The sequence below is a fragment of the Burkholderia sp. AW49-1 genome (assembly GCF_053427845.1).
This window is the reverse complement of record NZ_JBSAXF010000024.1, coordinates 37049-50474: the sequence shown is the minus strand read 5'-3', so window position 1 is coordinate 50474 and position 13426 is coordinate 37049. Positions and strand designations below refer to the sequence as shown.

Annotated in this window: 14 protein-coding genes; 9 read left to right on the top strand and 5 right to left on the bottom strand. The window is 66.6% G+C overall.

The annotated features are described in order from the left end of the window. Entirely contained in the window at positions 1–255 is a 255-nt protein-coding gene (locus ACV22W_RS26710) for a hypothetical protein (RefSeq protein ID WP_448022531.1), read from the bottom strand. Between the two features lie 171 nt (positions 256–426). Between ACV22W_RS26710 and ACV22W_RS26705 the strand changes: the two genes are divergently transcribed. The 7 genes from ACV22W_RS26705 to ACV22W_RS26675 all read left to right on the top strand — a co-directional run bounded on the left by ACV22W_RS26705 (position 427) and on the right by ACV22W_RS26675 (position 6527). After that, positions 427–1188, top strand: coding sequence for a response regulator transcription factor (locus ACV22W_RS26705; protein WP_448022530.1), 762 nt, complete (start codon positions 427–429; stop codon positions 1186–1188). A gap of 26 nt (positions 1189–1214) precedes the next feature. Next, a complete protein-coding gene (gene hemA / locus ACV22W_RS26700; protein WP_448022529.1) occupies positions 1215–2513 on the top strand; it encodes a glutamyl-tRNA reductase in 1299 nt (432 codons plus the stop codon). 81 nt (positions 2514–2594) lie between these two features. Then, positions 2595–3677 (top strand): peptide chain release factor 1, encoded by a 1083-nt coding sequence (prfA, locus tag ACV22W_RS26695; protein ID WP_059532743.1) that lies wholly within the window; start codon positions 2595–2597, stop codon positions 3675–3677. A gap of 7 nt (positions 3678–3684) precedes the next feature. Next, a complete protein-coding gene (gene prmC, locus ACV22W_RS26690) occupies positions 3685–4527 on the top strand; it encodes a peptide chain release factor N(5)-glutamine methyltransferase (protein WP_448022528.1) in 843 nt (280 codons plus the stop codon). A gap of 67 nt (positions 4528–4594) precedes the next feature. Next, positions 4595–4906 (top strand): Grx4 family monothiol glutaredoxin, encoded by a 312-nt coding sequence (gene grxD / locus ACV22W_RS26685; RefSeq protein ID WP_448022527.1) that lies wholly within the window; start codon positions 4595–4597, stop codon positions 4904–4906. Positions 4907–4918: 12 nt separating this feature from the next. Beyond that, a complete protein-coding gene (locus ACV22W_RS26680) occupies positions 4919–5515 on the top strand; it encodes a UbiX family flavin prenyltransferase (protein WP_448022526.1) in 597 nt (198 codons plus the stop codon). Between the two features lie 220 nt (positions 5516–5735). Further along, on the top strand, positions 5736–6527 hold the full coding sequence (locus tag ACV22W_RS26675) for a DODA-type extradiol aromatic ring-opening family dioxygenase (RefSeq protein ID WP_448022525.1): 792 nt from the start codon (positions 5736–5738) through the stop codon (positions 6525–6527). 108 nt (positions 6528–6635) lie between these two features. Here the strand turns inward: ACV22W_RS26675 and ACV22W_RS26670 are convergent, their stop codons facing one another. Further along, a complete protein-coding gene (locus ACV22W_RS26670; RefSeq protein WP_448022524.1) occupies positions 6636–8234 on the bottom strand; it encodes an APC family permease in 1599 nt (532 codons plus the stop codon). A 419-nt stretch (positions 8235–8653) separates the two neighbouring features. Here ACV22W_RS26670 and ACV22W_RS26665 point away from each other — a divergent pair, with 419 nt between their 5' ends. Beyond that, positions 8654–8857: a cold-shock protein gene (locus ACV22W_RS26665; RefSeq protein WP_006477070.1), complete on the top strand. Its 204-nt coding sequence runs from the start codon at positions 8654–8656 to the stop codon at positions 8855–8857. 102 nt (positions 8858–8959) lie between these two features. Here ACV22W_RS26665 and ACV22W_RS26660 read toward each other — a convergent pair whose 3' ends face one another. The 3 genes from ACV22W_RS26660 to ACV22W_RS26650 form a co-directional block, all read right to left on the bottom strand. Next, the gene (locus ACV22W_RS26660) at positions 8960–10210 is read right to left on the bottom strand and encodes an Hsp70 family protein (protein ID WP_448022523.1); all 1251 of its coding nucleotides are present in this window, start codon (positions 10208–10210) and stop codon (positions 8960–8962) included. A gap of 246 nt (positions 10211–10456) precedes the next feature. Further along, a complete protein-coding gene (locus ACV22W_RS26655) occupies positions 10457–11062 on the bottom strand; it encodes a nitroreductase family protein (protein ID WP_059692334.1) in 606 nt (201 codons plus the stop codon). A gap of 158 nt (positions 11063–11220) precedes the next feature. Beyond that, positions 11221–12504 carry an MFS transporter gene (locus ACV22W_RS26650; protein ID WP_448022522.1) on the bottom strand — a complete coding sequence of 428 codons (1284 nt, stop codon included), beginning with the start codon at positions 12502–12504 and terminating at the stop codon, positions 11221–11223. Positions 12505–12721: 217 nt separating this feature from the next. On the opposite strand from ACV22W_RS26650, the gene ACV22W_RS26645 reads away from it, so the two are divergent. Next, complete coding sequence (locus tag ACV22W_RS26645) at positions 12722–13345, top strand: TetR/AcrR family transcriptional regulator (protein ID WP_448022521.1); 624 nt, start codon at positions 12722–12724, stop codon at positions 13343–13345. Positions 13346–13426 lie beyond the last annotated feature (81 nt).

Here is a 13426-nt window from a genome sequence, read left to right as displayed (position 1 = left end):
TCAGCGACGGGCAGACACCGCGACCGTCGCGGCTACGGCGAGGAACGCGACACCGGTGCAGACCGGCCATTCGAGCGTTTCGCCATCGTAAAACAGTCCGGAGAGATTGCCGGCCATGCGCGCGGCGGCGGCGCCTGCGATGCCGACCAGCACCGCGATCCACCATGCCGGCCGGCTCGTGCGCCGCATCGGATGCAGCCACCGGCCGAACAGCCCGACGGCCGCTCCCAGGACAAGGATTCCAAACCAGTTCATTCGACGCCTTCTACAAATTCAGATTCGTCCCATAGGCGTGAACGTTGCCAGCGACTAGCATCGATTCATCCATCGACCCCGAGACCAGCCGGGCGCCGCGAACATTCGAGTGTAGGGGCCGACCCGACGTTATGGCAAGCGCGCACCGGCAGCCGTATTGAAGAAATCCTCATGCGAATCGCCCTGATCGATCCGGAGGCACGTCATGCTGCGCTCCTGAACCGCCTGCTCTTCGCCGGCGGTCACGTGTGCCACGCGTTTCCGTCCAGCGCCGCGTTCTTCGAGTGGCTCGCCACTGACACCTGCGACATGCTGATTACCGGCAACTGGGCCGGCGATCAGCCGGCCGAGGAAGTCATTCCGCGTGCGCAGGCGATCCTGCCCGGCCTGCCGGCCATCGCCGTGATGCAACTGCCGCGCGAAAGCGAAGTCGTGTCGTGCCTGCACGCGGGCGCCGACGACTGCCTCGTGCGCCCGGTGAGCGGGCCCGAGCTGCTCGCCCGGGTGAACGCGCTGAGCCGGCGCGCCGGCGTCCGGCGGCCGCCGAATCGCTCCCGCGAAATGTATGGAGAATACGCATTCGATGCGACCCACGGCATCGTGCGCTTCGGCGACGTGGTCGTGGCGCTCACGCCGAAGGAGTTCCGCTTCGCGCAACTGCTGTTCGCGAACCTGTCCCGGCCCGTGTCGCGCGCCCATATCCTCGAAACCGTGTGGGCCCGCCGCCGCGACATGAAGTCGCGCACGCTCGACACGCACGCGTCGCGGCTGCGCAGCAAGCTGCAGTTGCTTCCGGAGCATGGCTACCGGCTTCTGCCGCTCTACGGCTACGGGTATCAACTCGACCGCGTGCCGATCGAGCCCCCAAATTCGAGGCCACGCCACGCTGATGCCCGGTATGCCGCGAGTGAGGAAATCACCGAAACGCTATAATATGAGGCTAAACGATAGCCCTCGATATGCAACTCCTCACGATCGGAATCAATCACCACACTGCGCCTGTCGCCCTGCGCGAACGCGTGGCGTTTCCGCTCGAGCAAATCAAGCCGGCTCTCGTCACGTTCAAGAACGTGTTCCTCGGGCCTCAGGCGCCCAATGCGCCTGAAGCGGCGATCCTCTCCACCTGCAACCGCACCGAACTCTACTGCGCGACCGATGATCGGGCCGCACGCGACGGGGCGATTCGCTGGCTGTCGGAGTACCACCGGATTCCGGTCGACGAGCTCGCGCCGCACGTCTACGCGCTGCCGCAATCGGAAGCGGTCCGGCACGCATTCCGCGTCGCGTCGGGCCTCGATTCGATGGTGCTCGGCGAAACGCAGATTCTCGGCCAGATGAAGGACGCGGTGCGCACCGCGACCGAAGCCGGCGCGCTCGGCACCTACCTGAACCAGCTGTTCCAGCGCACGTTCGCCGTCGCGAAGGAAGTACGCGGCACGACCGAGATCGGCGCGCAGTCGGTGTCGATGGCCGCCGCAGCCGTCCGCCTCGCGCAGCGCATCTTCGAAAAGGTATCGGATCAGCGCGTGCTGTTCATCGGCGCCGGCGAGATGATCGAGCTGTGCGCGACGCACTTCGCCGCGCAGAGCCCGCGCGAGCTCGTCGTCGCGAACCGCACGGCCGAACGCGGCCAGCGGCTCGCCGAACGCTTCAACGGCCGCGCGATGCCGCTGTCGGATCTGCCCGCCCGCATGCACGAATTCGACATCATCGTCTCGTGCACCGCGTCGACGCTGCCGATCATCGGCCTCGGCGCGGTCGAACGCGCGGTGAAGGCACGCCGCCATCGGCCGATCTTCATGGTCGACCTCGCGGTACCGCGCGACATCGAGCCGGAAGTCGGCAAGCTGAAGGACGTGTTCCTCTACACCGTCGACGATCTCGGCGCGATCGTGCGCGAAGGCAACGCATCGCGCCAGGCCGCGGTTGCGCAAGCCGAGACGATCATCGAGACGCGTGTGCAGAATTTCATGCAGTGGCTCGACACGCGTAGCGTCGTGCCGGTGATTCGTCACATGCATACGCAGGCCGACGCGCTGCGCCGCGCGGAAGTCGAGAAGGCGCAAAAGCTGCTCGCGCGCGGCGACGATCCGGCGGCAGTCCTCGAAGCGCTGTCGCAGGCGCTCACCAACAAGCTGATCCACGGCCCGACGAGCGCGCTCAACCGCGTGAACGGCGCCGACCGCGATTCGCTGATCGACCTGATGCGCGGCTTTTACCAGCACGCGCCGCGCTCGAACGACCAGTCCGGCCACTAGCGCCGGCCGGTTGCCCTGCCGCCGGCCGCGAGCCGGCCTATCCTTTCCGAATACCCTTGCCCGGGAGCGCCGCTCCACACCATGAAGACGAGCATGCAACGCAAGCTCGACCAGCTGTCTATCCGGCTGGCCGAACTGAACGACCTGCTGAGCCGCGAAAACGTCACGGCCGACCTCGACCAGTACCGCAAGCTGACGCGTGAACACGCGGAACTCGGCCCGGTCGTCGAGCAGTACGCGCTTTGGCGCCAGTCGCGCAGCGACGAGACGGCCGCGCAGGAACTGCTCGCCGATGCGTCGATGCGCGATTTCGCCGAAGAGGAAATTCGCAGCGCGCGCGAACGCATGGTTCGCCTCGAAGGCGAATTGCAGAAGATGCTGCTGCCCAAGGACCCGAACGACGACCGCAACATCTTCCTCGAAATCCGCGCCGGCACCGGCGGCGACGAATCGGCGCTGTTCGCGGGCGACCTGCTGCGCATGTACCTGCGCTTCGCGGAACGCCAGCGCTGGCAGGTCGAGATGATGTCGGAGAGCCCGTCGGACCTCGGCGGCTACAAGGAAGTGATCGTGCGAATCGCGGGCCAGGGCGCGTACTCGCGCCTGAAGTTCGAATCGGGCGGCCATCGTGTGCAACGCGTGCCGGCCACCGAGACGCAGGGGCGCATCCACACGTCCGCCTGCACGGTCGCGGTGATGCCGGAAGCCGACGAGATCGGCGAGGTCGAGATCAATCCGGCCGACCTGCGGATCGACACGTTCCGCGCGTCGGGCGCGGGCGGCCAGCACATCAACAAGACCGATTCGGCCGTGCGCGTCACGCACATCCCGACCGGGATCGTCGTCGAGTGCCAAGACGACCGTTCGCAGCACAAGAACAAGGATCGTGCGCTGAAAGTGCTCGCCGCGCGCATCAAGGACAAGCAGTATCACGAGCAGCACGCGAAGGAAGCGGCGACGCGCAAGAGCCTGATCGGCTCCGGCGACCGCTCGGAACGGATCCGCACGTACAACTTCCCGCAGGGCCGGATGACCGACCACCGGATCAACCTGACGCTGTACCGGCTCGAGGCGCTGATGGACGGCGATCTCGACGAACTGATCGGCGCGCTCGTCACCGAACACCAGGCCGAACTGCTCGCGTCGCTCGGCGACACCGACTGAGGTCGCGATGCCCGACACCACCGCCGACGAACTGCTGCGCGCGTCGCCGCTCGACCCGGTCGATGCGCGCGTGCTGCTCGCATACGCGCTCGGCTGGACCCGCACGCAGTTGATCACGCGCGGCGATGCCCCGCTCGAGGCGGCCGCGATCGCGCGCTACCGCGCGCTCGAAGCGCGCCGTGCGGCCGGCGAGCCGGTCGCGCAGCTCGTCGGGATGCGCGAATTCTTCGGCCGCCCGTTCGACGTGACGCCCGACGTGCTGATCCCGCGCCCGGAAACCGAACTGCTCGTCGAAGCCGCGCTCGACGCGATCGACGGACGGCCCCATCCGGCGGTGCTCGATCTGGGCACCGGCAGCGGCGCGATCGCCGTGTCGATCGCCGCCGAGCGGCCCGATGCGCGCGTGTGGGCGCTCGACCGTTCGCCGGCCGCGCTCGAAGTCGCACAACGCAACGCAAACAAGCTGCTCGACCGGCGCCGCCCCGGCGGCCCGCTGCACTGGCTGCAGAGCGACTGGTACGCCGCACTCGATCCGGTGCTCGCGTTCGACACGATCGTCAGCAACCCGCCGTACATCGCGCAGCACGATCCGCACCTCGCGCAGGGCGACCTGCGGTTCGAGCCGCGCGGCGCGCTCACCGACGATGCCGACGGTCTCAGCGCGATCCGCATGATCGTCGCAGGCGCCGGCGCCTATCTGAAACCCGGCGGCACGCTATGGATCGAGCACGGCTACGACCAGGCCGAAGCCGTGCGCGCATTGCTCCTGTCACGCGGCTTCATCGCGGTCGAATCGCTCGCCGATCTGGCCGCGATCGAACGCACGACGGGCGGACGCCTGCCAGGCTGATGGTCGGCCCGCCCGGTTGAAATCCGCTATCATTTCGTTCTAACGCCCCGCAAACGCAAGGTCAGTCATGGACACCCAACAACGTATCAAGCAAATCGTCGACGAAAACCAGGTCGTGCTCTTCATGAAGGGCAACGCGCAATTCCCGATGTGCGGCTTCTCGGGCCGCGCCGTGCAGGTGCTGAAGGCCTGCGGCGTCGTCCAGTTCAAGACGGTCAACGTGCTGGAAGACGACGAAATCCGTCAGGGCATCAAGGAATTCTCGAACTGGCCGACCATTCCCCAGCTGTACGTGAAGGGCGAATTCATCGGCGGCTCGGACATCATGATGGAGATGTACCAGTCGGGCGAACTGCAGCAACTGTTCGCCGCCGCGTAACCCCCCTTCCCGATGGCATCTCCCAGCGCGCCGCCACGCCGGCTGATCGTCGCGATCACCGGCGCCACCGGCGCGGTCTACGGCGTGCGGCTGCTCGACTTGCTGCGCGCCGCCGGCGGCGTCGAAACGCATCTGCTGGTTTCGAACGCCGGCTGGCTCAATATCCAGCATGAACTGAAGCTGTCGAAGGCCGAGGTCGAAAGCCGGGCGGATGTCGTGCATTCGGTGCGCGATGTCGGCGCGACGATCGCATCCGGTTCGTTCGCGACCGACGGGATGGTGATCGCGCCCTGCTCGATGAAGACGCTCGCGAGCGTCGCGCACGGCCTGTCGGACAACCTGATCACGCGCGCGGCCGACGTCACGCTGAAGGAACGCCGCCGCCTCGTGCTGATGGTGCGCGAAACGCCGTTCAACCTCGCGCATTTGCGCAACATGACCGCCGTGACCGAAATGGGCGGCATCGTGTTTCCGCCGCTGCCCGCGTTCTACGCGATGCCGAAGACGATCGAGGAACTCGTCGACCAGACCGTCACCCGCGTCCTGGATCTGTTCGCGCTCAGCGTACCGATGACGACGCCGTGGGCTGGCATCCGGCCGGCGGAGTAAGCCGCTCGACACGGCGCTCCGGCGCCGTTCTTCATGCATCTTCGCCGATTCAGCCGCCTTCCTGCTCGATCCGGCAATCTCCAGCCTCGACCTGCCATCAAAGGCCCGAAGCCGCCCAATTATCAACAATAAAGATTCAATCAAATTCCATTTAGCCGGTTTATCAATGGTTGGTGTACGCCTATAGTCACAGGCAAATCCCTTTTGCAGGCTCCCCACCATGAACCGCTTGCCCTCGCTTTACCTGTCCCACGGCGCCCCGACGCTGCCGATCGACCCGACACTGCCCTCCGGCGCGTTCACGCACCTCGGTGCCGAATTGCCGCGCCCGCGCGCGGTGCTGATGCTGTCCGCGCACTGGGGCACGCAACAGCCGGTCGCGAGTGTGGCCGCGCATCCTGAAACGATCCACGACTTCTACGGCTTCCCGCGCGCGCTATACGAAATCCAGTACCCGGCGCCAGGCGCGCCCGAGGTCGCCGAACGGGCGGCCGCGCTGCTGAATGCAGCCGGCATCGCGACCGCGACGACCGAGCACGGCCTCGATCACGGCGCGTGGGTGCCGATGCTGCTGATGTTCCCGGAGGCCGACGTGCCCGTCGCGCAGTTGTCGATCCAGCCGCGTGCGGACGCCGCCCATCACTTCGCGCTCGGCCGCGCGCTGCGGCCGCTGCGCGACGAAGGCGTGATGGTGATCGGGTCGGGCCAGATCACCCACAACCTGCGCGCGGCCGACTTCGGCGCGGCGCCCGAGGATGCGGACCCGCGCGTCGCGGAATTCACCGACTGGTTCGAGGCGAAGCTCGCCGCGCGCGATGTCGACGCGCTGCTCGACTATCGCCGGCAGGCGCCGCATGCGGCGCTGATGCATCCAACCGACGAGCACCTGCTGCCGGTGTTCACCGCGCTCGGCGCGGCCGACGACGACTTCCAGCTCGGCATCCAGTCGCTGGGCACGTATCAACGCGTGCTCGCGATGACGAACTACGTGTTCGGGAGCGCAGCCGCCTGAATCCGGCGACACAGCCGGCGCCCGCAAACAAAAAGCCCGCCCGAGCAGCGCTCGGGCGGGCTTTTTTAACGCTTTCCGCCACCGCCGATTCCGGTGGCAGCTCAGGCGTCAGGCACCGACCCCTTCGAGGATCTCGTCGTGCGACTCACGCTCGTCGAGATACTGGGTCCGGTAGCCCGTGTTCACGCCCCAGAAGTAGAACACCAGCGAGATTGCCGCGACGATCAGCATGTCCCAGCCGTACGGCAGCACGCCGTAACCGCCGAACTCCTTGCTGCCGATCAGCGACAGCACGGCCATCGTCGGCAGGTACGCGACCAGCCACCAGGCGGCCTTCAGGTCCGCGCCCCAGCCGGTCCAGCCCGACTTCGCCTGGAAGTAGAAATACACCGGCAGCGCGACGATCATCAGCAGGATGATTTCGCCCGTCAGCGGCCACTTCGCCCAGTACAGGATCAGCGACGCGCAGACGAACGCGAACGGTGCGATCAGCTTCATCAGCGGGATCGACAGCGGACGCTCGATGTCGGTCGCCGCCCGGCGCAGCGACATCAGGCTGATCGGGCCGGTCAGGTACGAGATCACCGTCGCGACCGAGATCACCGCCGCGAGCGAGCTCCAGCCGCGGAAGAAGAACAGGAAGATGAACGACACGAGCAGGTTGAACCACATCGCCTGGCGCGGCACGCCGTAGATCGGGTGCACGTTGCCGAACATCTTCGGCATCGTGTTGTTGCGCTCCATCGCGTAGATCATGCGGGTGGTCGTCGCCATGTAGGTCGTGCCGGTGCCGCTCGGGCTGATGAACGCATCGACATACAGGAGGATCGCGAGCCAGTTCAGGTTCAGCGCGATCGCGAGTTCCGCGAACGGCGACGAGAAGTTGAAGTGCGACCAGCCCTTCGCGACGTCGGCCGGATTCACCGAGCCGATGTACGCCATCTGCAGCAGCACGTAGATCACGAGCGCGATCAGGATCGACGTGATCACCGCGAACGGCACGCTGCGCGACGGATTGCGCGCTTCACCGGCCAGGTTCACCGGGCTCTGGAAGCCGTTGAAGGCGAACACGATGCCGCTCGTCGCGACCGCGGTCAGCACGGCCGACCAGCCGTACGGCGCGAAGCTTGCATTCGACGCGGTGCCGAGGTTTTCCGAATGGAAGCTCGACATCATCAGGCCGAGGATCGTGAGGCCGGGGATCAGGAACTTGAAGATCGTGATCGCGGTGTTCGCACGCGCGAAGGCCTTGACGCCCCAGTAGTTCAGCATGAAGTAGATGACGACCAGCACGGCCGACAGCAGCAGGCCCGGTGTCGTCAGCTCGCCGTTCACGAACAACGCGTGCGCCCACGGATACTGCCACGTGCTCATGTACTGGATCGATGCTTCCGCCTCGATCGGAATCACCGATACGATCGCGATCCAGTTCGCCCACGCGCTGATGAAGCCCACCAGCGAACCATGCGAGTAGCGCGCGTAGCGCACCATGCCGCCCGACTCGGGGAACATCGCGCCCAGTTCTGCATACGTCAGTGCAATCGCGAGAATCACGACCGCGCCGATGATCCATGCGCAAATCGCAGCCGGACCGGCAATCTTCGCAGCCTTCCAGGCGCCGAACAGCCAGCCCGAGCCGATAATCGAACCCAGCCCCGTCAGCATTAGTGCAAACGGGCCGATGTTCCGTTGAATAGAACTCTTCACATCCTCTCCTATGTCTCAAAAAGCATGGTCGGCACGCTGTCCGGGATCGGCTCGGATAGCACCGCGCATGCAATTTTGGGGGGAAGGATCACCCGATCGGGGCAACCCTTCGCGCGGCGCGTAGTTTAACGGTTGCACCTGCAAGTTGGCGCCAAAATCGTTCGGCCCCTACAAAAAATTCGCGTCGTTTGCAAGGTTTGTAAACCTTAACTCCGCAATAACCCTGAGTGCATGGAAATACGGTTGACCGCGCGGCCGAATAGCCGTATAAACGACGTTGCAGGATTTCAAGCGGCGAGTGAATTGGTTCTTTCGTAGTTCGCCCATCAACGGTACTCCGGTTGGTCCCATTACCCCCTTCCTTGATTTTCCGCACCCATGGGCCTCGGCCCCGTTTTATCTTTTTAGGAACAAGTAACATGGCAACCGGTACCGTCAAGTGGTTCAATGACGCAAAGGGCTTCGGCTTCATCACCCCGGAAGGCGGCGGCGACGATCTGTTCGCGCACTTCTCGGAAATCCGCGTCGAAGGCTTCAAGACGCTGCAAGAAAACCAGAAGGTTGAATTCGAAGTGAAGACGGGCCCGAAGGGTCTGCAAGCTGCGAACATCCGTCCGGTCTAAGTTCGGCGCGATATTTCGTGTAAAAAAGCCCCGCTTCGGCGGGGCTTTTTGTTTTCCGGCGCGGGCAGCCTTTCGGCCACCGCCGATCCGAATGGCCTTTGCTTAGCCGAACAGCCGCTGCGCGTGAATGCCGAGCCCGGTCGCGACGCTCGCGAGGCGATCGCCGAACACCGGCTGCGCGTCCGGGAACGCGCCGGCGAGTGCACCCGACAGGAACGCGAGCCCGGTCGAGCCGCCGGTGAAATACAGCGCGCCGACGTCGCGCGGCGCGACGCCCGCAAGCCGCACCGTTTCGCGCGCGGCATCGACGATCCGCGCGGTGTCGTCGACGCTCGCATCGATGAGGCGTTCCGCATCGAACGCGATCTGCAGATCCTCTTCCACGTCGTTCAGGTCGATCATCGTCTCCCCGCCCGCCGCCACCCCGATCTTCGCTTCTTCCGCGCGCGCCATCAGCGCATGCCCGAGCCGTTGCTCGACTACGCGCGTGAGCCGATCGTACTGTCGTACGTCCTGGTACAGATGCTTCATCAGCTTCAGCTCGCCCAGCCGCTTCGGCGTGTAGACCGTGTTGATCAGGTGCCATGTCGCGAGGTCGAAATAGATCCTGTTCGGCAGCTCGCGTCCCTCGGGATCGAGCGAGCGGTAGCCGAACGCCGGCAGGATCGCCGCCAGCTCGACGCGGCGGTCGTAATCGGTACCCGCGACGTGCACGCCGTGGTGCGCGAGCACGTCGTCCTTGCGCTCGAGGCGCGCCATGCGCTCCGGCCCGACGCGCACCAGCGAGAAGTCGGACGTGCCGCCGCCGATGTCGGCGACCAGCACGAGCCGCTCGGCCTGCTGGCGCGACTCGTAGTCGAACGCGGCCGCGATCGGCTCGTACTGGAAATGCACGTCCGTGAAACCGACCGACTGCGCAGCCGCTTCGAGCTGGTCCTGCGCGAGGCGGTCGGCGCGCGGATCGTCGTCGACGAAGAACACCGGCCGGCCGAGCACCGCGCGCCCGATCGGCGCGCCGGCGCGCGCTTCGGCCTTGCGCTTCAGGTGCGTCAGGAAGCGCGCAATGATCTCCGTGTACGCCATTGCGCTGCCGTCGCCGAGATCGGTCGTGGTTTCCGCGAGCGGCGAGCCGAGGATGCTCTTCATCGAGCGCATCAGGCGGCCGTCGAAACCGTCGATATAGGATGCGAGCGCCGCACGGCCGTACTCGACCGTCTGCTCGTCGTTGTTGAAGAAGATCGCGGTGGGCAGCGTCAGGTGGTCGCCCTCGACGGGCGCGAGGCGCATGCCGTCGCCGTCGGGCAGCGCCACGGCGGAATTGGACGTGCCGAAATCGATCGCGCAGTAAGTCATGGGAAGGTGCCGCAGCATGGCCGGCGCGAAAACGGAAAGGACGGGCTTTTTAACATGAAGCCCGCCGGATCACAACCGGGTCGGCCACCCGTGCCGCACACTCGGCCCGGGGCCGCGATCCAGTGCACCCGCCGCGCGCCGGCGACGGGTCCGGACGGGGCGCCCGGCGCCCTGTGCCGCCCGATTGCGACACGCCGGCAACGGGCGCGGACAGCACGCTCGACGGCCGCCCGCCCACTTGCGGAATCAGGCTGCGGCGTCGAAACCCTTCTTCCATGCGCCCGCATACACGACCTCACCGATCGCGTGACGGGTGCGCGGCGCCTTTTCGCGATCGCGCAGCACCGGATCGAGCTTGTCGACGTTGCCATAGTGGCCGAGCGAGATGATCGCCGGAATCGCGACGTCGGCCGGAATCTCGAACGCATCGCGGAACGCCTTCGCGTCGAAGCCGCTCATCTGGTGTGCTGCAAGACCCAGCGCGTGCGCCTGCAGCACCAGCGACATCGCGGCCGCGCCCGCGTCGTACAGCGCGGTCGGCGCCGGCTCGCCCTTCGGCGTCAACGTGTGCGCGGTCACGGCGATCAGCACCGGCGCCGGCGCGTTCCAGCCCTGATTGAACGGCACCAGGGTCGCGAATGCGCGCTTGAACGCCGCTTCGTCCTGCGTGCGATCGAACACGATGAAGCGCCACGGTTGCGCGTTATACGCGGACGGCGCCCAGCGCGCGGCTTCGAGCACCGCGTGCAGATCGGCGCCGCTGATCGGCTCGTCCGAATACGCGCGCGGGCTCCAGCGGCCCGCGATCAGATCGTGAATCGAAACAGTGGTGGGAGCAGGTTTGACGGACATGCGGTTCCTCGCTGACATCGATGAAGGGGCGCGAACGCCTGGCGAACCGCAAGCATAACCGCTTGAGGCGTCGCGCGCCCGGTCATCCCGCGCAATGCAAATCACCGATCCCGCATTGACGGGCCGCGCCCGCGCAGGGGGCAGCCGGAGCACCGCGCTCAGGCGGCCTGCGCGGCCGCGCGGGACGGGCCGCGGTTGATCCGCAGCACGATCAGCGCGCCGATGATGCAGAGCCCGCCCGAGATCATCGACGCGATCGTATAGGTGCCGAGGCTCGCACGCAGCAGCCCCGCGCCGAGCGCTGCGAACGCCGCACCGAGCTGGTGGCCCGCGACGATCCAGCCGAACACGACCGGCGCCGCGGCCTTGCCGAACACGTCGGTGGCGAGCCGTACCGTCGGCGGCACGGTCGCGATCCAGTCGAGCCCGTAGAACATCGCGAACAGCGGCAGCCCGAAGAAATCGATGCCGAACGCATGCGGCAGGTAGATCAGCGACAACCCGCGCAGCCCGTAGTACCAGAACAGCAGCACGCGGTTGTCGTAGCGGTCGGACAGCCAGCCCGACAGCGTCGTGCCGAACAGGTCGAACACGCCCATCGCGGCGAGCAGCGATGCCCCCTGCACTTCGGTCATCCCGTAGTCGCTGCACATCGCGATCAGGTGCGTGCCGACGTAGCCATTGGTGCTCGCACCGCAGATGAAGAAGCTGAAGAACAGGAGCCAGAAGTCGCGCGAGCGGCTCGCCGTCAGCAGCGTGCGGAACGCGACCGCGAGCGGGTTCTCCTTCGTCGCGTCGGGCGCGGCCGGCGCATCGGCCGGCTCGCCGTACGGGCGCAGCTTCACGTCGGCCGGCCGCTCCGGCAGCAGGAACGCGACCAGCGGAATCACGATCGCGGCCGCCACCGCGACGACCAGCACGACCGGCCGCCAGCCGTGTCGCTGCGCGATCGACGCGAGCATCGGCAGGAACACGAGCTGGCCGGTGGCCGTGCTCGCCGTCAGGATGCCCATCACCAGGCCGCGCCGCGCATGGAACCAGCGCGTGACGAAAGTCGCCGACAACGTCAGCGCGACGACGCCCGTCGAGCAGCCGACCATCAGCCCCCAGATCACGACCATCTGCCAGCTCTGCGTCATCATCGACGACAGTGCGACCCCCGCGCTCATGGTCACCAGCGCGGTCAGGATCGTCGGCCGCAGCCCGAAGCGCTGCATCGCCGCGGCCGCGAAGGGGCCCGTCAGGCCGTACAGCGCGATGTTCACCGAAATCGCCAGCGAAATCGCCGCGCGGCTCCAGCCGAGTTCGCGCTCGAGCGGCACCATCAGCACGCTCGGTGTCGCGCGCGTGCCGGCCGCGGCCAGCAGGATCAGGAAAACCACCGCCGCCGCGAGCCATCCGTAGTGGAAACGCCCGCCGATTCGTGTCACTGCCCAGTTCATGTCGTCGCTCTCCAGTTGGCGGCCCGGCGCCCGCGCGCCTGCCCCGCCTCACCACCAGGCCACCTCCGCCGCACGCTGCATCGGCTGACCCGGGCCGATACCTGGCATTCGTCTGTCGATCCGGTCGGCATTGTTACCGCTCGGTCACAAGTGTGTTGCGATCGTAGTTACCAGTCGGTAACATGTCAAGCAATTCACCACGCAGTCGAGGGTCATCATGTCGGGCATCGAGGCCGCCAACAAGCCGCCGGCACGCCGCACGCGCCAGCCGATCGCCGCGGCCGCCGCGCAGGAACACCTGCTGCGCGCCGCCGAGGAGCTGTTTTACAAGGAAGGGGTGCGCGCGGTCGGCGTCGAGGCGGTCGTGGAACGCGCGGGCGTCAACAAGATGAGCCTGTACCGCCAGTTCTCGTCGAAGGACGAGCTGATCCTCGCGTATCTCGAACGGATGGATGCGTGCTTCTTCGAGCGCTTCGATTCGAGCGTCGCGAAGCATCCGGGCCAGCCGAAGGCGCAGTTGATCCAGTATTTCGTCGATCTCGCGGAGCGCGCGACGCAGAAGGACTATCGCGGCTGCCCGTTCGTCAACGTCGCGGCCGAATTTCCCGATGCGTCGCATCCGGCGCGCGAGCGCGTTGCGCAGAACAAGGAGCAGTTGATGAAGCGGCTCGTCGAGCTATGCGAAGGCGCAGGCGCCCGGCAGCCGCAAGCGCTCGCCGACGCGCTCGCGCTCGTGGTCGAGGGCATCTACGCGGCCAGCCAGACCTACCGGCACGGCGAAACGCCGATCGGCACCGCGCCCGCGCTGGTCACGCAACTGATCGAAGCCGCCTGCGCGTGACGGGCGGCACACGCCCGAACCCGGCGTGCCCGCTCCCGCTACAATGCGGCCCTCGCTGCCGCTTTACCCGACTGCCCTCGC

What these genes read in the sequence shown, in the direction of transcription:
- ACV22W_RS26710 (WP_448022531.1), bottom strand. Translation starts at nt 255, where the DNA reads ATGAACTGGTTTGGAATCCTTGTCCTGGGAGCGGCCGTCGGGCTGTTC.
- ACV22W_RS26705 (WP_448022530.1), top strand. Translation starts at nt 427, where the DNA reads ATGCGAATCGCCCTGATCGATCCGGAGGCACGTCATGCTGCGCTCCTG.
- hemA (WP_448022529.1), top strand. Translation starts at nt 1,215, where the DNA reads ATGCAACTCCTCACGATCGGAATCAATCACCACACTGCGCCTGTCGCC.
- prfA (WP_059532743.1), top strand. Translation starts at nt 2,595, where the DNA reads ATGAAGACGAGCATGCAACGCAAGCTCGACCAGCTGTCTATCCGGCTG.
- prmC (WP_448022528.1), top strand. Translation starts at nt 3,685, where the DNA reads ATGCCCGACACCACCGCCGACGAACTGCTGCGCGCGTCGCCGCTCGAC.
- grxD (WP_448022527.1), top strand. Translation starts at nt 4,595, where the DNA reads ATGGACACCCAACAACGTATCAAGCAAATCGTCGACGAAAACCAGGTC.
- ACV22W_RS26680 (WP_448022526.1), top strand. Translation starts at nt 4,919, where the DNA reads ATGGCATCTCCCAGCGCGCCGCCACGCCGGCTGATCGTCGCGATCACC.
- ACV22W_RS26675 (WP_448022525.1), top strand. Translation starts at nt 5,736, where the DNA reads ATGAACCGCTTGCCCTCGCTTTACCTGTCCCACGGCGCCCCGACGCTG.
- ACV22W_RS26665 (WP_006477070.1), top strand. Translation starts at nt 8,654, where the DNA reads ATGGCAACCGGTACCGTCAAGTGGTTCAATGACGCAAAGGGCTTCGGC.
- ACV22W_RS26660 (WP_448022523.1), bottom strand. Translation starts at nt 10,210, where the DNA reads ATGACTTACTGCGCGATCGATTTCGGCACGTCCAATTCCGCCGTGGCG.
- ACV22W_RS26655 (WP_059692334.1), bottom strand. Translation starts at nt 11,062, where the DNA reads ATGTCCGTCAAACCTGCTCCCACCACTGTTTCGATTCACGATCTGATC.
- ACV22W_RS26650 (WP_448022522.1), bottom strand. Translation starts at nt 12,504, where the DNA reads ATGAACTGGGCAGTGACACGAATCGGCGGGCGTTTCCACTACGGATGG.
- ACV22W_RS26645 (WP_448022521.1), top strand. Translation starts at nt 12,722, where the DNA reads ATGTCGGGCATCGAGGCCGCCAACAAGCCGCCGGCACGCCGCACGCGC.